The organism is Kaistella rhinocerotis, assembly GCF_030243905.1.
Classification (GTDB): Bacteria; Bacteroidota; Bacteroidia; order Flavobacteriales; family Weeksellaceae; genus Kaistella; species Kaistella rhinocerotis.
The window spans coordinates 773,029-793,223 of sequence record NZ_JASSYY010000002.1 but is presented as its reverse complement, the minus strand read 5'-3'; the positions used below and the strand labels follow the sequence as shown (position 1 = coordinate 793,223).

Annotated in this window: 15 protein-coding genes; 1 reads left to right on the top strand and 14 read right to left on the bottom strand. The window is 44.1% G+C overall.

What is annotated here, in order from left to right:
* Genes QEP06_RS08890 through QEP06_RS08870 form a run of 5 tightly spaced genes read right to left on the bottom strand, consistent with a single transcriptional unit; the run spans position 1 to position 4,700 of the window.
* Entirely contained in the window at positions 1-1,101 is a 1,101-nt protein-coding gene (locus tag QEP06_RS08890) for a DegT/DnrJ/EryC1/StrS family aminotransferase (RefSeq protein ID WP_285270086.1), read from the bottom strand.
* Positions 1,094-1,873 (bottom strand): acyltransferase, encoded by a 780-nt coding sequence (locus tag QEP06_RS08885; protein ID WP_285269935.1) that lies wholly within the window; start codon positions 1,871-1,873, stop codon positions 1,094-1,096. The genes QEP06_RS08890 and QEP06_RS08885 overlap by 8 nt, the downstream gene beginning before the upstream one ends.
* Positions 1,863-2,273, bottom strand: a complete 411-nt coding sequence (locus QEP06_RS08880) for a sugar 3,4-ketoisomerase (RefSeq protein WP_285270085.1) — start codon at positions 2,271-2,273, stop codon at positions 1,863-1,865. The genes QEP06_RS08885 and QEP06_RS08880 overlap by 11 nt, the downstream gene beginning before the upstream one ends.
* Positions 2,266-3,447, bottom strand: a complete 1,182-nt coding sequence (locus QEP06_RS08875; RefSeq protein ID WP_285269934.1) for a glycosyltransferase family 61 protein — start codon at positions 3,445-3,447, stop codon at positions 2,266-2,268. Before QEP06_RS08875 ends, QEP06_RS08880 begins: the two co-directional genes overlap by 8 nt.
* A complete protein-coding gene (locus QEP06_RS08870) occupies positions 3,438-4,700 on the bottom strand; it encodes an ABC transporter ATP-binding protein (protein ID WP_285269933.1) in 1,263 nt (420 codons plus the stop codon). The genes QEP06_RS08875 and QEP06_RS08870 overlap by 10 nt, the downstream gene beginning before the upstream one ends.
* Before the next feature lie 915 nt (positions 4,701-5,615).
* Between QEP06_RS08870 and QEP06_RS08865 the strand changes: the two genes are divergently transcribed.
* Complete coding sequence (locus QEP06_RS08865) at positions 5,616-5,783, top strand: hypothetical protein (RefSeq protein ID WP_285269932.1); 168 nt, start codon at positions 5,616-5,618, stop codon at positions 5,781-5,783.
* 180 nt (positions 5,784-5,963) lie between these two features.
* On the opposite strand, the gene QEP06_RS08860 is transcribed toward QEP06_RS08865, so the two are convergent.
* The 9 genes from QEP06_RS08860 to QEP06_RS08820 all read right to left on the bottom strand — a co-directional run bounded on the left by QEP06_RS08860 (position 5,964) and on the right by QEP06_RS08820 (position 20,003).
* A complete protein-coding gene (locus QEP06_RS08860; RefSeq protein ID WP_285269931.1) occupies positions 5,964-7,112 on the bottom strand; it encodes a cytochrome-c peroxidase in 1,149 nt (382 codons plus the stop codon).
* Positions 7,113-7,149: 37 nt separating this feature from the next.
* On the bottom strand, positions 7,150-8,676 hold the full coding sequence (locus QEP06_RS08855) for a DUF6850 family outer membrane beta-barrel protein (protein WP_285269930.1): 1,527 nt from the start codon (positions 8,674-8,676) through the stop codon (positions 7,150-7,152).
* A 14-nt stretch (positions 8,677-8,690) separates the two neighbouring features.
* Positions 8,691-9,905 (bottom strand): DUF4876 domain-containing protein, encoded by a 1,215-nt coding sequence (locus QEP06_RS08850; RefSeq protein WP_285269929.1) that lies wholly within the window; start codon positions 9,903-9,905, stop codon positions 8,691-8,693.
* Positions 9,906-9,929: 24 nt separating this feature from the next.
* Positions 9,930-12,662: a TonB-dependent receptor gene (locus tag QEP06_RS08845; protein ID WP_285269928.1), complete on the bottom strand. Its 2,733-nt coding sequence runs from the start codon at positions 12,660-12,662 to the stop codon at positions 9,930-9,932.
* A gap of 183 nt (positions 12,663-12,845) precedes the next feature.
* Positions 12,846-13,952 carry a GEVED domain-containing protein gene (locus QEP06_RS08840; RefSeq protein ID WP_285269927.1) on the bottom strand — a complete coding sequence of 369 codons (1,107 nt, stop codon included), beginning with the start codon at positions 13,950-13,952 and terminating at the stop codon, positions 12,846-12,848.
* 415 nt (positions 13,953-14,367) lie between these two features.
* A complete protein-coding gene (locus QEP06_RS08835; RefSeq protein WP_285269926.1) occupies positions 14,368-16,692 on the bottom strand; it encodes a GumC family protein in 2,325 nt (774 codons plus the stop codon).
* Positions 16,693-16,701: 9 nt separating this feature from the next.
* Positions 16,702-17,493, bottom strand: a complete 792-nt coding sequence (locus QEP06_RS08830; RefSeq protein ID WP_285269925.1) for a polysaccharide biosynthesis/export family protein — start codon at positions 17,491-17,493, stop codon at positions 16,702-16,704.
* A gap of 67 nt (positions 17,494-17,560) precedes the next feature.
* Positions 17,561-18,202 (bottom strand): outer membrane beta-barrel protein, encoded by a 642-nt coding sequence (locus QEP06_RS08825; RefSeq protein ID WP_285269924.1) that lies wholly within the window; start codon positions 18,200-18,202, stop codon positions 17,561-17,563.
* 664 nt (positions 18,203-18,866) lie between these two features.
* Positions 18,867-20,003 carry a DegT/DnrJ/EryC1/StrS family aminotransferase gene (locus tag QEP06_RS08820; RefSeq protein WP_285269923.1) on the bottom strand — a complete coding sequence of 379 codons (1,137 nt, stop codon included), beginning with the start codon at positions 20,001-20,003 and terminating at the stop codon, positions 18,867-18,869.
* Between the last annotated feature and the right edge of the window lie 192 nt (positions 20,004-20,195).

Sequence of the window (20,195 nt, the reverse complement as noted above, 5' to 3'; positions counted from 1 at the left end):
TCAAAATTTATTTAATACAGAAATCACCCGCTCTACCTCTTCTCTTTCCATCACCGGGCTTATAGGCAAACTTAAAATTTCGTCATGAATTTTCTCGGTAATTGGGAAATTTAAATGGTTATAATACTTGTATGCTTTCTGTTTGTGCGGAGGTACAGGATAATGTATCAGTGTCTGCACTTCGTGTTGCTGCAGATACTGCTGGAGTTTTGCGCGCTGAGCTGTTCTGATGACGAAAAGATGCCAGACATGAGCTTCAGGATCTTCGGGCAAGTTGGGCAGTGTAATTTTTGAGTTGGTAATGGATGAAATATACTTTTCCGCAATCATTCTCCGTTTCTTATTGTCAGCGTCAATGTATTTCAGCTTGACGTCCAGTACCGCTGCCTGCATCTCATCCAGCCGACTGTTAAGTCCCTGGTATTTATTAATGTATTTCTCTATGGAGCCATAGTTGGCCAAAGTTCTAATGGTTTTAGCTAAAAGGGCATCTTTACAGATCACTGCTCCACCATCGCCTAACGCACCCAGGTTTTTACCAGGATAGAAACTGAAACCTGCGGCATCGCCCAAATTTCCGGTCTTAATGCCGTTCCATTCTGCACCTATGGCCTGTGCATTGTCCTCAATGATTTTCAGATCGTATTTTTTTGCCAAAGCTTCCAATTCTTCTGACCAGCAGGCTTGCCCATAGAGGTGAACTACCATGATGGCTTTAGTTTTAGGCGTGATGAGTGCTTCGATTTTTGAAATATCCAGGTTATAGTTACCAATAGCAGGTTCTGCAAAAACCGGTTTCAGCTGGTTATCGGTAATGGCTAAAAGGGAAGCTATATACGTATTTGCAGGGACAATAACTTCATCACCTACTTTTAATTGCCCGAGTTCCAGCCAGGCTTTGAAAGTAAGCCGCAACGCATCTAAACCGTTTGCGACGCCGATTGCATTTGGACTGCCTATATATTGAGAGAGATTCTGTTCGAACGATTTTACCTGATTACCCAAGAGATACCAACCGCTGCGGAAGGTTTCTAGAAGTTTCGCCTCAATTTCTTCCTGATATTGAAGATTGATTTTTTGAAGGTCGAGGAATTTAATCATTGATGTATCCATTATCATTTTTCCATTTTTCAAATCCAATATCATCCCAAGGCATTCCTCTATCAAATGTATATGGCCACGGATAATGTGATTTGCCTGTTTCTCTTGATCTTAAATCTCTAACATCTTTCAGAACTTTGGCAGGATTACCGGCAACAAGTTGATAATCTTCAACATCTTTTCCCACTAATGACTGCGCTCCAATAAGACAGTGCCTTCCAATTTGCACACCCGGCAACACTACGGTTCCTACTGCAACCTGTGAAAAATCACCGATTTTAGGACCAACACAAATATTCGAAGGCGGATGCGGATCATTGGTGAACACCACGTAAGGATAGATGAATACAAAATTACCGATAGTAGATTTTTGACCGATGTGCACATTGCTGTGTAGCCAACAATAATCACCAAATTCAACATGGCCCTGAATATCACTTGCAGTTCCAATTCTACAAAACTTTCCAAATTTTGAATTTTCTCTGATTGTAACACGGTGTCCTGTTGAAAACCCCTCGCCAAAAGTGCTGTTTGCATAAATAATGGAGTGACTTCTAATCATTGAATTTTTCCCAATGATTGTTGGCGGATTTTGATAATTAACATCACTATAATATTCATTCCGTGGTTCTCCAATGACACAATCATTACAGATTGTAACATTATCCTCAAGAACTACATTATCATAAATCACCGTACTATCTCCTATTCTAACATTATTCCCAATTTTTACGGAGGAACTTATGAAAACATTTCGATTGTTAAATTTCATTATTTGTGATCTTTAAAAATGTTTCATAATCTCTTATATAATCTGATTCTATATATTTTTCCGAAGCCAAACAAAGCAAGACCGCATTGTGCGAAAACTTGATATCGCGCCAGATCAATTTCGGGATATATAAGCCCTTGTCCGGACTATCTAAGATAAATTCTTCTTTGTTTCCGTCTACATCTTCAGTAGTGAAAGTAATTTTTCCTGAAACAGCAATAATAACCTGTTCCAGATTATAGTGTGCATGACCTCCTCGAGTTACATCCTGTGGGGTGTAGTAAGTCCAATAGACCCGTTTTATATCAAATGGAACATTCCGTTGGTTCTCGGCAATAGTGATGTAGCCTAGAACGGGTGAACCGATTTTGTCGTAATTAATTATAGTAGGTTTATTCATACATTTCAATTAAGCGGTGTAATTTATTCTTGTCAACAGTAAACCCGCTGTGTTCATGGGTATTACTACCATTTTTATAATATAAATAAACAACATCTAACTGAAGAAGTTCGCCCATTTCCTTATAAAATTGATATGAGGAGTAATTATCAGGCATAAAAATGACAATTCTGGTGTTGGGTCTGCAAAATAAAAGATTTGTGAAGGCAGCGCCGGAAGTACCGACAATTTGCTTAGCGCTGGCAAAGATTTCAACCTGTTGATGTATACTGCATTTTGATAAATCAATAAATGAAAATCGATTTGATCCAAGTAATTCTGCAATTTCCTTCTCATTGCCAGGAATACGGTGGGTGTTTGGTCGCTGCAGGTAAATCTTTTCCACGCTTGACTTGGAGTCTGTTACATATTTATTCTTTAAAACTTCTGACAATTTCTCCAGTGATTCTTTTCTGTAATAATACAATGGCTGAGTCGCTTTCCCAAAATCAAGCTCATTATACATTAATTTGTTGACTTCGTTTATAAAATATAATTTCTTAATTCTATAGGTCTTCAAAGGATCCAGGTATATAATATTAACATCATAACTTTCTACAAGTGCTTGTAAAGTTTCAGCCATACTTGGTATTTCTTTACAACTTTGATTTACTAAAATGTTTCGCGAATATTCGCTGTCATAATAAAACATTTTTGGTAAAATCTCAATTAACCAATGATACCAGTTGTGACTCCCGTTGCCTGCTAAAAAGAAGCCATCGCTGAATACTACCGGGTTTCCAACATTTACAACGGCATTTTTAGAATTATGAACTTGTACAAAACCTCCATTGAACCTTTCGTTATCGTTGACAGGTTCGTAGTAAATCGTAGAATTAATTACAACTGCCGAGGATTTTGCATGAATGATCGCCTCTCGTAGCATATAAAGCCTTAAGTCTGGGACCACTACGCTATTGTTATTCTGTGTTTTACTGTTGTAGATGTATCCATTTAAAATTTTTTTAATTGGAGCAAGATCACGAAAATTTTTAATCTTAAATACACCTAATTTTTCATGCGATATTTTGTTTAAAAGTAAAATTTTTAAATAAGTATATAGAAAATTGTCTAAATATCGATCTGAATAAAGGACACTTAAAATATGTTTTTTAAGCAAATTAATCATTGCCATTCAAAATTAGTAGTAATGAATCCTGGCTCCCTTTCCATCCAATCTCCCGCTTCGCGTTCCTTTTGCAAAACGGTAAACGATAAAACATCCTCTTCAAATAAAATGCTTTGCTTTTTATTTGAGATAACATACAGATCTAAACTGTACTTGTCTATATTTAAAAAATTAGCCGGAATTTTAAACCGGACCAGATTGGCACCTACCTTCAATGGTTCATGACTATTTGTGCTTGTAAAAATCGTAATGTTTTCTGAATTTTTAAAAACAAAGGATAAATGAATTCTTTCCGCAGAGGTTTTAACAACGCACTTTGTTTGAATAAAAAATTCTGTATTTTGTTCTAATAGGATTAAATCCGTATTATCTTTAGAAACTATTTTAATTTCTTCTAAAGCGAATTTCGGAGAATTAAAATGTTGTAAGGACTGATCGAATTTAACGCCCATATTCTCTCTAATATTATCACCATTATAATGAATAAGCGCCTCATTCACACTTCCACTGCAAGCGAGATTTCCATTCTTTAGAACGATACCTTTTGTACATAAAGTTTTTACTGCTGTAAGATTATGACTCACAAACAGCACCGTCCTGCCCTCGCCTTTACTCACATCGCCCATCTTGCCCAGACACTTTTTCTGGAACTCGGCGTCGCCTACAGCCAATACCTCATCCACGATCAGGATCTCCGATTCCAGATGCGCGGCCACCGCAAAAGCCAGCCTCACATACATCCCCGAAGAATAGCGTTTCACCGGCGTGTCGATATACCGCTCCACGCCCGCAAAATCCACAATCTCGTCAAACTTCCTTTTGATTTCGTTACGCCTCATACCTAAAATAGCACCGTTCAGAAAGATGTTTTCACGGCCCGTCATTTCAGGGTTAAAGCCGGTCCCCACTTCGAGCAAAGAAGCAATCCTGCCCTGCACTTCGAAATGTCCGGTCGTGGGTTTGGTAACGCGGCTCAAAAGTTTTAAAAGGGTTGATTTCCCGGCTCCGTTGCGCCCGATAATGCCCACGGCGTCTCCTTTCTCAATTTCGAAGTTGATGTCTTTGAGCGACCAGACATAGTCGCTTTCGCCTTTGGTAGCGCGGTCGTTGCTTTCGCCGATCTTGAGGAAGGGGTCTTCTTTACCGCGTAGGCGTGCCCAGGCCCGGTTCAGGTCGTGCGTAAGGGTGCCGGTACCGACTTCGCCGAGGCGGTATTGTTTGGAGATGTTGACGGCGCGGATGGCGGTGTTTGGGTTCAAGACTTTATAGTGTTTTGCAAATGCAAAAGTAGCAAAAAAACAGATCGTTATGTTTTTCGTCCTCGCTGCATTCATAATCTGTCCTTTGCGGCGATCGCCTGGGCTGACGATGAAGAATGTGGAAATGTATTATTTTATGAAAAAGAGATCCCTCCTTCGTCGGGATGACAGCCGCGTTTGTCATTCAGAACGCAGCGAAGCGGAGTGAAAAATCTCAGCGAAGTAATTCTACGTAGTCAATGTCATTAATCTTCAAAACTCTGCAAAAAACCTTATTTTCTTTAGTTCTTTTTTCCTTGATGAAAAAAGAACCAAAAAAATCAAGACTGGATCTTTTTGCTAAAAAAGTGAAATTTCTCTAAGAAAATTTTCAAACTTGCGCGGATACATGCACCTTTCTTCGAATCAATTGATTGCCGCGCTTCGGACACTGAAAATTTTTATGCAAGAAAACTAACAAGATGCTTTCTGGAGAAATTTCATTTTTTCTTAACGCAAAAAACTCCTAGGTCGTTTAATCCGAGCCCGCGCCTTTGTCATTGGCTGCGCCGAACCTGCGGTTTCAGAACACAGACTGAAGGTCTGCGAACGAAGTTCAGAAGCATAATCGAATTGAACCTCTTACTTTGAGCACCAGTCAGTGGAGATTCCTCCTTCGTCGGAATGACAACCGCGCTATGTCATTCAGAACGGAGCGCAGCGTAGTTAAGAATCTCTTTGTCAGAGGTCCCTCCTTCGTCGGAATGACAACTGTTGTCAGATGAGCGCGCTTTGTCATTAGCTGCGCCGAACCTTCGGTCTCAGAACACAGACTGAAGGTCTGCGAACGAAGTTCAGAAGCATAATCGAATTGAACCTCTTACTTTGAGCACCAGTCAGTGGAGATTCCTCCTTCGTCGGAATGACAACCGCGCTATGTCATTCAGAACGGAGCGCAGTCCCTCCTTCGTCGGGATGACAACCACGCTGTCAGATCAACGCGGTTTGTCATTGGCTACGCCGAACCTACGGTTTCAGAACGGAGCGAAGCGCAGTGCAAATGCGCAGCATATCACGATTCCAGAAAATACAATTAATAAATAATGAGTAAAGGAACTATCCCCGCAAAGACACTCTTCAATGCGACCGTTTTACATCATTAAAAACTCAATGACTCCGACATTACCGCTCTGTCATCAGCAATCTACTTTACTAACTTTCTCAGTTACACCTTACACCTTGAGTTTTGTAATCAGGTCTTGTAAAAACCGCGTATTATCGTCGCTACTTCACAGGAAATTCCGGCCGGCGCATTTTGAATTTGGTTCCTGTAAGCGATTCTAAAAACAGAACGAGCGCCCTTTTTTCATCTTTTGTCAGCTTTAAAGGCTGCATCAGCGAATCTGTAACCGGATAATTGGGATCTTTAAGTTTTTGATCAGGTTTCGGATCGATCATGTGCATTCCGCTGTTGTACATATTGACAATACCTTCCAGATCATCAAATAAACCATTGTGCATCCATGGTCTTGTCAACAGGAGATCGCGGAGTTGCGGGGTTTTAAATTTGCCGACATCTTCTGGCTTTCCGGTTACACTGTAGAGTCCCAAATCCTCGTATTCTCTTTTATAATACGTTAAACCGATATTATGAAATGATTCATCGGTAAGGTTTTTACCGTTATGGCAGTTCATGCATCTTGCTTTGGTGCGGAATATGTGCATGCCGTAAATTTCGCGGTCGGAAAGCGCACTGTAATTCCCGTCAATGAACTGATCGAAACGGCTGGGCTGACTTTTAATTGTTTTCTGGAATTCGGCGATGGCTTTCACAATTTTCGGATAGGTGATTTTGTCATCTCCAAAAGCGTCTTTGAATAAAGGCCGGTAACCTTTGATTTTCTTGATTTTTGCGGGCAGCGATTTCACGTCCATATCCATCTCATGATGCGCACCCAAAGGTCCGGCGACCTGCTCTTCAAGTGTTTTTGCCCGTCCGTCCCAAAAAAATGTGGTCCGGTCCGCGATGTTGAAGAGCGAAATGGTATTCCGGTTCCCTGAAAGATGGTTGTTCCCGATGGAAACGCGTCTTCTGTCCGTCCAACCCATTTCGGGGTCATGGCAGGTACTGCACGAAATCTGATTCGATTTTGAAAGCTTTGGGTCAAAAAACAGCATTTTTCCCAAAATGACCTCGGGTCTGTCCTGTGCCTCAAAATACAGAGAATCTCTTTTAACAGAAGAAAATTCTGACCATTTCACACCCTTGTCAATATTCGGTTTTGGCCACTCTGCAATTGCCTTTTTGTAGCTTTTAACGATATCATCAATGGTTGGATCCTGTATGTTGGATAGCCTAATGCTCACTTTCGGCGTAAAACTCCACAGGAAAAAAACTGATAATACGGCAAATGCGATGATGTATTTCTTCATTTTTAAATGTACTGATTAACTGTTGATATAAAGCCGTCTAAAAGGTGATGCCAAAACTTGCGCCTGCAAAATTATTGTGCTTTTGCTGAATGTTTTGCGCAAACCATTCTCCGCTTACAAAAAATGCAGGTAGTTTTTCTGATTTAATGTCATACCGAACGCTGGCGCCATAAGTTGATGTATTGCTTGTGAGAAAGCGGTAATCGTGCAGCACCCAATCTGCAATGGACGGCCGGAGACTGAGGTCCAAAGCATTGACGGCATTATTCACTTTCCGGAAAGAAAACCGGGGTTTAAAAGAAAGCACCTGATTATCTGAAAGTTCCAGTTGAAAGGCAGTATGCATGCCGAAAGTGAAAGCATCATATTTTTGTCCCGAAAACGAATAGATCCTGCGGTCGGTTATTTCGCTGTAATTAAAAAACGGAACTAAAGTCATTACAAAATTATCATTCGTGAACTGATAAAAGAGTTTCGCTGTGGAATTGTAATTTTCGCGTTTGTACGCAGCCCTTTTGTAGATCTGCTGAATCATTTCGGTATTGTGGGTATACCCGAACTCATATCCTGTGTGAATATCGGAGGTGTACGAAACCATAAGGCCGGTTCTGTGCTTACCGAAGCTGAAGAACTTCGCCGCTTCGATAGCATACAGATCATTTTCAAGATCACTTGCATCCAGAAAATTATTGGCATTTTTAGGTTTAATTCCCTTTACATTATTCGATCTTTTTAAACTTCCCCTGATATAAAAATCTTTTCCTTTGCTGCCTGATATATGAGCGCCAACCTGGTATCCTGTTTCTTCAAACAGTACGGAAGCATATTCGCTGCTAAAAAAATTATTGCTGAATCCGAAACCTACCATTTGGTAAATTATGGGTTTATTGACGGTACTTACAAAATTTACAGAACCGGTTTGGGTATATAAATTCAGTTCTCCGAATCCACCTACCTGCAAATTTTTGTAAATATCGTAATTCGCACCCGCTCTTAAAACTAGGTCCGATGTCGTGTTTTTACTGCGTGGATCTCTGTTCCGGAAAGCCATCTGCGCCGTATAATGGGCTTCGATACCATAACTGAATCTGCTGAACTGCCTGCTGTATCCCCCGCCAAACTGATAGACTTCAAGATTTTTGTTTCCGCCTACCGAATCGGATAAAATATATGGAGCCACCCGTTCATAGTCTAAATCTTCGTTCCATTTGATGTTTTTCAGATTGATGTTGCTGTAACCGGCATTACCCCAGAGGAAATTATTCTTTTTTGTTTTTTGATAGGATGCGGCGTTGACGGAAAAACCTTCTGATCCGGAACCAGACTGCTGACGGTAAATGTTCTTATTTTCGTTCTGATAGGAAATGCTGAGCTCTGAAAATGACACAGTGCTATAATCCGACCTGTTGGCCGGATTATAGAAATACTGCTGGGTAAGAAACCGTTCCTCACTGTATTGCTGTACATTTTTTTTAAAAATAAGGCTGCTGTCAACCGCTTGAGAATGAGCTGCTGAGCCGAGTGCAACCAGACAGGGAGATAAAAATTTCTTAATACTGAACATGGTGATAGCCTGGTTTATCTTATGATTCCGTTGATTAAACTGGACTGTGAATCTCTGGTGAAATCGGAAGCAGAATTATTGGTGTCTTTGTAAATATTTTTACCGTTTGCAGTTTGGCCCAAAACTTTTCTTCTCACAGTTTTCCCGCTGTAGCCTGGCGATGCACTGGTATAGCCTGCATCCAATGAAGCACCGGTAATTATATGCTGGAAATCTGCATCTCTGCTCGTATTTACCGCATCTACGATCCAGGAATTTGGAATTTTGTAAGAATTTACAGTAGTTGTGTTCCCTGCCGAATTGGTGTAAGAATAGGTGTATTTGTAATTCTGTATGAAGGTAGCAGGATTTTCACCGGCCGGAAAACGGGCAATCACGTAAGCTTCCTGGCTTGTAGTGTAGAGGAATATCATGTTGAAGGACATTTTGGTATACACCACTGCCGCATTGGGAACAGCAGGATTATCCACATGACCCAAAGATGGATTGCTGCTTGGAAATTCAAAATCGGCGTTACGGAGATCGAAACCGTTTGATGCTGTGTGATCAATAGCATTATCTGCAACCACAATAAAATCTCCGGGCTGCACCGGATATTGTGTTCCTGAACCTGTAAGAACCATCATATTGGAAATTGGGAAATATTCTTCCACATTATATGGCGTAATAACTCTTTTTACCGTGGTGAAAAATTCAGATCCCGAAATAATTAAATTATCCGCATATAATACCTTGTCGGTATTGTTGACAAGCTTGAAATAACGCGAGTTATTGTAGTTCTTATTATCCGGAGTTTTTACCCCGGTAAAGAAAACCTCTTCAATAAGGAAATCCTGGCTGAACTGTTTGATCTGAAGGTTGACCAAAACATTGGATGTGGCCGTATTGATATCAACATTTGCAGTTCCGCCAACCTGCACCTCATCTAAACTGACCATAATGGCCTCGCCGTTTGCAACTACCTTGTAGGAGCCGTAAGGAAGGTCAAAAGTATGTGCACTTTGGTTGACGAAATTATATTTGGTGATGGCTCCTGTATTCACCTCCTGGATCTCGACTGCCACATTTTTGTAAGAAGAAATATCTTTTCCGGAAAGGGTCACTGTTAAGTTGCTTTTCTGCGCCACTACCGCGCCGCTTCCGAACCCGTCATCATCTCTTGAACAGGAAACCGTTACTGTAGTTGCCATTGCTGCGAGCAATCCGAAGATTAAAAATCTTTTTTTCATAGTAGTATATTTTTAAATAATTAGTTAAAAATTGTACGTTAGCTCCATTCCGAAATAAGGAGTATTGCCCACCTTTCGGTAGATTCTGTTGCCTAGGAAAGTATAGGGATGCTGGTAATTGAAGATTCTGTTGACGAACATGGAAGAGCGTATCCCACGGTAAATTACTTTGGTCACCTTTAAATTGGCCTGAACGGTATGCGTTAACCTTCTGGAAATATGATCTGAACTCACACCCCGTACCAGCCACTGCAGGTAAGCGTCATGCGCGTCTGAGGGTTGAAAATCATGGATCACGTTATCCAGACCGTAGTAATGCTCAGGTTCGGGTACCCGCTGGTCACTCTTTTTATAATCATAAAGATTTCCCTGCACAGAAGCAGAGACCGTTAAACCCAATTGTGGAAGATAAGTATCAATCATTAGATTGTAATTCATACTTTCGTTGATATAGCCCTGATCATTCTTATAAATCCCGTAGTAGGGAAAATTTTGGCCTCCCAAAGAGATGGCCGGACTTTCAATGACCGGAACCGTATTTCTGTATTCTGTTCTGAACCACGCGCCGGTAAGTGTAAATCTTGTATTGATGACTTTTAATCTTGGTGAAGAATACCCAAATTCTACCCCGCTCTTCAAAGTTGCACTTCCGTTCTCTGTGGTAGAATACGTTCCGAATTCTTTTTTTAGGGTGTAAGGAATGTTCGCCAGATTGGGCCCGTTATTCCAGTCATCGTGGTTTACATAAGCCGCGTCATATTGCTTGAACTCGTGAACCCTGGTCTGTAAAGTGGATCTGAAACCATTGTTTAGGATTTCATTAAAGTAGGTGAAGAACAGATTATGCCTTCTGTACGATAAATTAAGCCTGATTTCTTTTTTACTGTTTTTTGCTGCGGTAAGATCTTTATTCTCCGTATTTTCAATGTAAGTTATGAAGTTTACATAGCGGTAGTTTTCATCATTGTGGAAATAATTGAGCTGCGCATAATCCCAGTATTTCTGATTGGGAAAAAGCATTCCCATCGTGGGGGTTTTGTAAAATTCTCCGTATCCAACTGTAAGATCAATAGCCAGAGGCTTCTCATTAAGCATGATATCAGGAAGTTGATACCGGAAATTCACTCTGGGCTCCAGGTAAGATTCACCGCTGATTTTGTAGGAGGGATCAAGACCCAACAGTTTCGAAAGCCGCAAACCCGTGTATAAATTGAACTGATGTTTACCCAATAAGTAATTAAGTTCATTTCCCACAAAAGCAGCTGCATTTTGCCAGGCGGGTATGTCATCAAAAGTCCGCGGGCGGGAACCCATCACTGAGTTGGGTGGTGTGGCCAAATCCCACTGCATACCGTTTCCTCTGTTTTTAGAATATCTGAAGTCTAATCCGGCTTCGTACTGAAACTGAAAACCGCCCGATTTCTTATTTCCGGTCGCCTGTAAAGCCGCCGACAGATCAATGGGGTTGCTGTCTGTACCGAAATCCGAGATGTAACGCAAAGCAGGATAAAATCCTGTGTTTTCACCCGCCTCAAATGATAACGGAAGTGAACGGGGTCCGCTTAAATTAATGAGTTTTGACTGCTTCAGTTGGTCAAAGCCCTGGCGGATAGCCGTATTGAGCACAATTCGGTTGAAAAAATTATTCTGATTTAAAGTATAGACAAAATTATTGGTAAAACTTATTCTGAGGCTGGTATTTTTATACTGATCAATCGCAGTAACGCCCGTATCGGGATCAATTTCTTTTGTATCAATATTGGATGCAAGGTCGATTGTACTCCGCCATTCCAAAGGGTTGCTCCAAAGGCCGGTCAGTAACCGGGAACGGACAGAACCTGTCATACGCCGGTAATTATCGTACGAATCCGTAGGATCATTTTTGGAGTCGAGCAAATCGAGATTCGCATTCAGCTGCCAGTTTTCAGTCATCGAAAAACCCTTTCCAACATAATATTGTTTACTGAAACCATCGGTTTTAAAACGGGCCTGAAACGGAGTTAAGCCCATCTTTCTTTCAATCTTGATTAACCCGGACGTTAAATCTCCGTACGCTGCCGTCGGGATTCCCCTTATTACTTCTACTCTTTCAATATCATTGGTTGAAATCGTGCGCATATCTACGCCCGTTCGTGTAGAATTTAAGTTAAGAGGCCTTTCTGACAAATGTCTTGGATCAGAGGAGGTTAACAGATTCGCATTTGAATTGAGAATATTGTCATCCATCATAAACTGTGTGCCCAGTGCAGAAGTAATATAGTCACTCGGGGCACCTGCACTTTCGCGCAAAGCAATCCTGTTCGCCGAGGTGAAATTAGGATCCCGTGATAAACCACCGGGCAGCAGTTCCAGCAAATCCGTAAAACTCGATGGCTGCAGATGTTCCATCGCTTTTCGGTCAATGACGGAGGTACTCGTTAATCCTTTTTTTTCCTTTGCGGTGATAAACACTTCTTCCAATTTTGTTTCGGACTGAAGCTGTATGTCTAATTGGATATTTTTAGTAAGATGTACACTGATTTGCTTTTCCTGGTAATTGGGATGGGTTATCTGCAGGGTGTAAGTGCCCGGAGCTAAATTGAAAATACTGAGCCCGGAAGAATTGGTTAAGTAAGTTTTTTGATGGATAGAAACCGTGGCCTCCTCCACTGCTGATTTTTTCCCGTCAAGAACATTTACTTCCAGACGGAGGGTATTTTGCCCAAAGACAGACAAAGAAAAAAACGAAAATAACAGATAAAGAATATACTTTTTCACAACGCGACTGATATCCGGTTAAAACATTTGTCAGGATATTGAGTTTGCGAAAGTATTAAATTTTATTTAGAATTAATAAAAATAACGAACATTTGTGCATAAATGCATTGTACAGCAGGTTGCCTGCAAAACACAAAAAAACCGCCCGTAAACGGAGCGGTTTTTACTTAAATTATTAAATGATTATTGCTTGATAAGCTTTTTTGTAATGGCCGTGCCGTCTTTGAGGCGGACCGTCATCAGATACATGCCGGCTTTCAGATGACGCACATCAATTCTCTCGTTACCGCCAAAACGCGCGATCTGACGGCCCATACTGTCCGCCAGCAAAATTTCGCTGACAGTACTTTGTGCATTGATATTGACCACGTCTTTAGCCGGATTTGGGTAGATCTGAACTGCCTGGACAGAACTGTGGCCTACACCCATGGTTCCCTGAACTTTGATCGTATAGTCTTCGGTTTCGCCATACGTATCGGACACATCACAGGCTTTTCCCGCCGTAGCGCCCGCTGGTCCAACTGTTGAAAGCCTTACCCGCATACGGTAGTCACCGTCTGCGATATTGGCAGGCATGGTGATGGTTTTAGTCAGCGTTCCCTGGTCTGTAGAACCGACATAAATGAATTCGTTCGCATCGAACAGGAAGTTCTTGTTATAATCAATCCAAACGGAAACCGACTGCTCAAACCAGCCATAGCCGATATTAACCTCGAGCGTGTAAGTTCCGCCGCGGGATACCGTGGCTGCTTTCGCACTGTAATCTGAAAAACCGTTGCTGCTGCAACCGGACAGACTTTCAAGGTCTGCGAGTTTCACGCTTTGGATGACGGCGCCGTCGCTGCAGTTGAGTGAAGGCTCACAATAGGAGTCGCGGATAATTTGGGTACACTTGATGCGTCTGGCCGTAAATTCCCAGTCGCTGCTGAGGCAGCTGGCATTGCGGTGGGTGTAAAAGCGCACATTGCCGTCAGCAGTCGCGGTCCACGTGGCTTTACCCGCGCCAGCAGCCAGTACCGTACTTCCGTCTGCTGCAGCTACCGTCACGAAAACGACATCGCCCTCAATAGGATCGGCAATGAACTCATACGTGACGCCCGCGGTAAGTTTCACCACCGAATATTCACCTGTAAAGGCATAATCGACGATAAGTTCGGTAGAACCGGTACAGTTGGGCGTAAACACACCTGAAGGATACTGTCCGTTCGGTGCCGTAAGGCAGCCTGCAGTCTGAGCGTTGGAAAATGATGAAAACGTAAGAAACGAAAGAAATAATAAAAGTATTCTCATAAATAAAATGGTTTATGAGTCTAAGATAGCGATAATTTTCGCAGCGACCCAAGAATAAGGCTCTTACAAAAGCCTGAAAAATGCCTTTAGGAACTGTATTTTAATATTTTTTGACTTGTCGGGAATGATGTTGAAAGGTCGGGGTAAGACCTTAGTGGGTCCATCCCCGCCCTCAGGAGGGATCTCTTCCGCACATTTTCAAATCCTCAAATGAACACATTCTCAAATGAACACATTCTCAAATTACCACATTTTCAAATCCCTTGTCATCCCGACGTCAGGAGGGATCTCTTCCGCACACTCTCAAATTTTCAAATTCGTCACCGGCCGCCTGTCATCCCGATCCGCCGCGGCGGAGACGGGATCTCTTTTGCGCAGCAAAAGCAAACCCTCAAACCCTCAAACCCTCAAACTCTCAAACCCTTCCCCTAAAATCCCACCACTTCCGCTTCACGTCGGTGGTGTACGAGTAGTATCCGTAACCGTACCGGTTGCCGTAACGCGTGTCTTCGGGTTTTACACTGTTGAGAACAAATGCCATGTTGCCTATCAGGTTCTCGCGGCGGAAGCCTCCCGCGAAGTCGATCATCTCTTTCTCGGTAAAATCAGATTTTACTACGTACAAAACCACATCGGCATTTTCCACGAGGTGAAGTGTGTCGCTTACGAGCATTACTGGCGCGGAATCGAGCACTACATAATCGTAAGTCGTTTTAAGGTGGGTGATGAGGTCGTTGAACTTCTTCATGTCGAGCAGGTCATTCGGGTTCGGCGCGATCTGACCGCTGAAGAGCACGTCGAGATTGTCATTGATGCCCGAAGGGATGATGTAGCTTTCAGCGCTTTCCTCATCGGATACGAGGTAATCGGTTAAACCCACATTCTTACCGTTCACAAAACGGTGCAGCTGTGGATTACGGATATCCGCGCCCACAATGATCACACGGCTTTTGCCGGCCAGCGTAAGGGCGACGTTCATTGAAATGGTGGTCTTGCCCTCCCCTTTTACCGACGAAGTCACGAGTATGACGCCACCGCTGCCTTTTTCTTTGGCTTTCAGCATGAATTTAAGGTTGGACCCCAGGATACGGAAGGACTCGGCGAACACCGAGAAATCGTTCGGATGCACGATGGCGTTTTCCTCCGCATTGACGGGAATCTCAGCGATTACGGAGGCATCGGGCAGGTAGGAAAGGATATGCTGCTTCGTATGTACTTTGGTATCGAGCAGATTTAAACCCACAAACAGAAGCAGGGGCAGCAGAAAACCTGCGGCCACCGACCCGTACAGGATTTGTGAGTATTTGGGTTCTACAATGCCGGTAGTAAATGCCGGATTCACGATCTTGGCTTTGGGTGCCGTGACAGCCAGGGTGATCGCGTTTTCTTCGCGTTTCTGTAACAGATAAAGGTAAAGCTGTTCTTTGAGCGTCTGCTGACGGTCAATACTGCGGAACATCTTTTCCTGCGTCGGATACCGGCTGATATTCCCTTTCGCCACATTCAGCTGGGCGTTCGCCTGACCGATCTGAAGCTGCAGGGTTTCGCGGGTTTCAACCAGGTTTTTACGGATCAGATTCTTTAAGGCCGCCAACTGCTTGTTCATTTCCACAACCGACGGGTTTTCGGAGGTCGCCTGCTTGAGCAGCCGGTTCCGCGTAAGCAGCAGGCTGTTGTATTCGGTTATACCGGCCTCAGCCGCAGAATTCAGACCCAGACCTGAAGGCAGCAACTGGTCGCCGGACGTGGCCGAAAGTACAGAATTCACCAGGTCAAGCTGCATGGAGTTGGTAACGACAGATTTCGTGTTCTCATCGGCTTTACTCAATGCCAGACTGGCCTGGGATTCGAGGTCCACGATTTGGTTGGATCTTTTGAAGTTTTCTTTCTGCCCTTCGATGCCCGAAAGGTCCTCACTGATGATCGCCAAACGCTCATCGATGAAATCCTGACTGTTTTGCGCTTCCTTGTTTTTATCGTTGATCCCGTCGATGATATACTGTTTCGAAAGTTCGTTCAGGATGTCCTCAGATTTTTTCGGAACCGGACCCACCATGGAAAGTTCCATCAGGAGACCTTTGTTTTCGGGCAGAGAAACATTGATCTGGCTTTCGAGTGAACTGACGACGTTTTTTGGATTTTTAAATACCACCTTCACCGGTGTCCCCAGACGCGCACCCGGTTTTGCATCGATCTGTACGACACCAAAAGAAAGTTTGGCCGGCGACCCAAAGCGGAAGATGTCTTTCGAGCCGGAAAACCGGTACGAATTATTCCCTACCGGCGACATCACCATTTCCTGACCCCAAAAAGCATCGGGTTGATTGATGCTGATGATCTTGCCGGTAACCGGCGAATCGCGGTAAAGCTCAACCTCCTTGATCGCGCCCATACTGTAGAAGGTGACCGCCAGATTAAGGTTTTCAGCCACAGCGCCCAAAATGGGTTTGGAAACGACGACGGTGGTTTCGCCCTGCAATTCGTTGTCACCGCTCACGCCCATACCCAGATTTTTCAGGTCACTGAGTGCGGTGCTTTTCCCTTTAGACTCCTGAAGTTTGAGTGAGGTCTTTGAGTAATACAGCGGTTCGGTATAACGGAGGTATAGCTTCGCCGCGGCGTAGAAGAGCACCATACTCAGCAGGAACCACGGCCACTTCCGCAGGTATTTCGCAATTTCTTTCTTGAGGTTGACCGGATTCGTGCGCGGTGCCGGCACCGGATTTTCTAATAGTTCCATGGCGCAGGGTTACCGGGTGAGTGTGATAATGAGGGTGATGAGACCGAGTGCCACGCCGCCGTAGCGGATCCACTTATCGGTAGCTGAATCTGAATTGACCGCGATCTGTTTGTTGCGGTCGGGTTCTACATACAGAATATCGTTTTGCTGCAGATAATAGTACGGCGAATTCACGATGGAGGCTTCAGACAGATCGAGCGATACAACTTCATCCTTACCGGAAGTTTCGGAAGGCCGGATGAGTTTCACATTGGTACGGTTGGCGTCATAAGAAAGGTCGCCCGCCAGTGCGATGGCCTGGAAAATATTGAGTTTTTCGGTCGGACTGGTCTTCAGACCGGGACCGTTCACCTCACCGAGCACAAATATATTGAAATTAGTCAGCGTAATGGTGACCATCGGATCGGTAATGTACCGCTTAAGGCGGCTTTCAAGGTCATCCTCAAGTTGCTGCTTCGTCATGCCTTTACAGAAAACCGGTCCGAGCACTGGAAAAGTAATGGTTCCGTCGGAACCTACGATATATTCGCTGCCGGCAGCCGTACCCGCGCCTGCAGAACCTTCTGCGGCATTACCGGTACCCGCCATCGAACTTCGGTTGAACGGCCTCACCGCCAGTTCATCGAATGCCGATACCGTAATCTGAAGTTTGTCGCCCTCCTGGATATGAAGCCCGCTAAAACGCGCCTGCGAAACCTCCTGCTCGAAATTGTTGTTCGACATATAAACCACATTCTGTTTGGGTTTACATGAAGTGACCAGCAGCGCGAGGACGAAGAAAACCGGAAAATATATTTTCATTGATGTCATTAATAACTACAAAGATAAATGTTTTTCACCGGCTCAAGGTTTGATGTGATTTGCCCGGTTACCACCAGTTTTCGTCGATAAAATAGTTGAGACCTACCGCGAGCATCCGGTTGTACGTGTTGTTGTTGGTATTCTTGGTGTAAACCGTGCTGAAACCGCGGTCAAATCGCAGGAAACCTTCAAGATGCTGATTTATTTTAAGCCCGACACCCATCGAGACGCCATAACCGAATTTTTTCACCTCATCGTCGAGGTTGTACTGGTAATACACCGCATCGTACGCCGGATCTACATTAACGTCCTGTCTCACCATATACTCGATGCGCGGACCCGCAAAAAGGAAAACGTCGCGCTTCATGTTGCCCTGGTGAAAGAACCATTTGAGATAGACCTGCATGGCGATATAATCGTGGTGGTATTTCTGCAGACCGTAGATATCGCGGTCCGCTTTGGCGTTTTCACCCTGCATGTTGTACTCGATCTGCGGGGTGAGGTAGAGCCAGGCCGAATCGAAAACGTCGTTTTCCACGAGTGACCACTGCGCGAAAAATCCCAGTCCGCCGCCATATTTACCGGTCGAATAATCGTGCACGCCGGCGATAGAGCCGCGGTGAAAGTTGCCGGTGACGCCGTATTTGAAGTTTTGCGCGTGCGCAAGAACAGAGAAAAGGAGAGCCAGCGCGGGGATAAGGTTCTTCATCAGATATTGTGATTGACTTTTAGTTCGCTTAAAATCTTTGCAAATTAATTAAAATTATTTCACATTCTGCTGATTTTCTGCGTAGAGTAGCGCCTTGGCGCAAAATTAAAACAGCCGGATTATCTTTTAGGTTGGGGTAAACGGACGTGCCCAGTGGAGATCCCTCCTTCGTCGGGATGACAACAAGACTTTTGTTAAATCTAGATAGTTCCTGGTGGAATAGCGTTTGTTATTCAGAATGGAGCGCAGCGGAATGAAGAATCTCAACGGTGCGAAGTAAACAACGAAGCGGTTCGACGGAGTCAATCTCATAAAACCTGCAGATCGGTCAGTAAGAGATCCCTCCTTCGTCGGGATGACAAACGATACAATTGCAAGGGCAGCGCAATAACTGATCAACTCAAGGAGAGATCCCTCCTTCGTCGGGATGACAACTGATACAGTGGGGATGACAACCGCACTAAAGATCAGGCCCGATTTTAAAAAAGCTCTTTCACCTGGCTCTGCCCGCTTGTCACACGAATCCGCCACGGCTGAGAAGAGACTTTATTCGCAAAGCAAAATTGCACCTGACCACTCATACACGCTTACACCCATTCTTAAATCCTCGAAGCCCTGAGACCCCCAAACTCTCAAACTTTTAAACCTTCAAACAAAAGTCCCCTTAAACCAATACCTTATTCACGACCTGCGCGATCCGCGAACGTTCTGCGTCGGTTAAGTTGGAGCCCGAAGGCAGGCACAGTCCGTTGTCGAAAAGCTTTTCAGCTACATGATCTGTCCCGAAGTAATGGGCTTCCTCAAAGACAGGCTGCATGTGCATGGGTTTCCAGAGCGGGCGGCTTTCGATATTCTCACGCTCAAAACGCATGCGTAAATCTTCACGGGAGAAACCCGCCACCTCGGGATTAATGGTGATTGCACTTAACCAGTGGTTCGAGAAATAATCGCTGTTAGGCTCCGTCAGCACTTCTACCCCGTGGATTTCACTGAAAAGCTCCGAATAGAAGCGGTGGTTGGCACGGCGTGCTTCGATGCGTTCATCCAGAACTTCCATTTGGCCACGGCCGATTCCCGCCGACACATTACTCAGACGGTAGTTATATCCAATCTCTGCATGTTCGTAGTGGGGCGCATCCTCGCGTGCTTGCGTGGAAAGAAATATCGCGCGCTTCTTGCGGGCAAAGGATTTGGAAACCAGCGCACCGCCACCCGAAGTGGTGATGATCTTGTTGCCGTTAAAACTCAGGATTGCCATCTGTCCGAAAGTACCGCATTTCTGCGACTTGTACGTGCTGCCTAAGGCTTCAGCGGCATCCTCCAGCAGGGTCACGCCGTATTCTTCGCAGACCTGCAGGATCTCATCCATCTTGGCCGGCATTCCGTAGAGATGCACCACGATCACGGCTTTGGGAAGCTTTCCCCGCACTGCCCGGTCTTCCAGTGCTTCGCGCAGCGCCTCCGGACACATGTTCCACGTATCAGGCTCACTGTCGATAAACACGGGGTGGGCACCCACGTAGGTGATAGGATTGGCCGACGCCGAAAACGTCATGCTCTGGCAGAAAACTTCTTCACCACGCTTCACATTGCACATCATCAGCGCGAGATGAAGCGCGGACGTACCTGAACTGAGTGCAGTTACCTTCGAATTGTGGTTGAGATAGTTTTCGAGGTCAAGCTCGAAATTATTAACATTCGGGCCCAGCGGCGCGATCCAGTTCTGGTCAAAAGCTTCCTGAATATATTTTATTTCAGCGCCACCCATGTGGGGCGAGGAGAGCCATATTTTTGGTTTCATGAAGTTTTGGTTAATAAAGGTTATACACTTTACAGCGTGGAATTATTATTTAGACATAAGGTCGCCTGGTGAACTCTGACATTAAAAAAAGACGTAAACACCCTACGCGGGTAGTCAAAAACTGCTATAATAATTACGGGGGCGAATTTACGCAAAAGTCTCGGATTATCAACAAGGTAGGACTAGATAAAT

Bases quoted from the DNA above. Each gene is read 5' to 3' on its own strand.
- QEP06_RS08890 (WP_285270086.1), bottom strand. From the start codon at position 1,101: ATGATTAAATTCCTCGACCTTCAAAAAATCAATCTTCAATATCAGGAA.
- QEP06_RS08885 (WP_285269935.1), bottom strand. From the start codon at position 1,873: ATGAAATTTAACAATCGAAATGTTTTCATAAGTTCCTCCGTAAAAATT.
- QEP06_RS08880 (WP_285270085.1), bottom strand. From the start codon at position 2,273: ATGAATAAACCTACTATAATTAATTACGACAAAATCGGTTCACCCGTT.
- QEP06_RS08875 (WP_285269934.1), bottom strand. From the start codon at position 3,447: ATGGCAATGATTAATTTGCTTAAAAAACATATTTTAAGTGTCCTTTAT.
- QEP06_RS08865 (WP_285269932.1), top strand. From the start codon at position 5,616: ATGTCATTCAGAACGGAGCGCAGTCCCTCCTTCGTCGGGATGACAACC.
- QEP06_RS08860 (WP_285269931.1), bottom strand. From the start codon at position 7,112: ATGAAGAAATACATCATCGCATTTGCCGTATTATCAGTTTTTTTCCTG.
- QEP06_RS08855 (WP_285269930.1), bottom strand. From the start codon at position 8,676: ATGTTCAGTATTAAGAAATTTTTATCTCCCTGTCTGGTTGCACTCGGC.
- QEP06_RS08850 (WP_285269929.1), bottom strand. From the start codon at position 9,905: ATGAAAAAAAGATTTTTAATCTTCGGATTGCTCGCAGCAATGGCAACT.
- QEP06_RS08840 (WP_285269927.1), bottom strand. From the start codon at position 13,952: ATGAGAATACTTTTATTATTTCTTTCGTTTCTTACGTTTTCATCATTT.
- QEP06_RS08835 (WP_285269926.1), bottom strand. From the start codon at position 16,692: ATGGAACTATTAGAAAATCCGGTGCCGGCACCGCGCACGAATCCGGTC.
- QEP06_RS08830 (WP_285269925.1), bottom strand. From the start codon at position 17,493: ATGAAAATATATTTTCCGGTTTTCTTCGTCCTCGCGCTGCTGGTCACT.
- QEP06_RS08825 (WP_285269924.1), bottom strand. From the start codon at position 18,202: ATGAAGAACCTTATCCCCGCGCTGGCTCTCCTTTTCTCTGTTCTTGCG.
- QEP06_RS08820 (WP_285269923.1), bottom strand. From the start codon at position 20,003: ATGAAACCAAAAATATGGCTCTCCTCGCCCCACATGGGTGGCGCTGAA.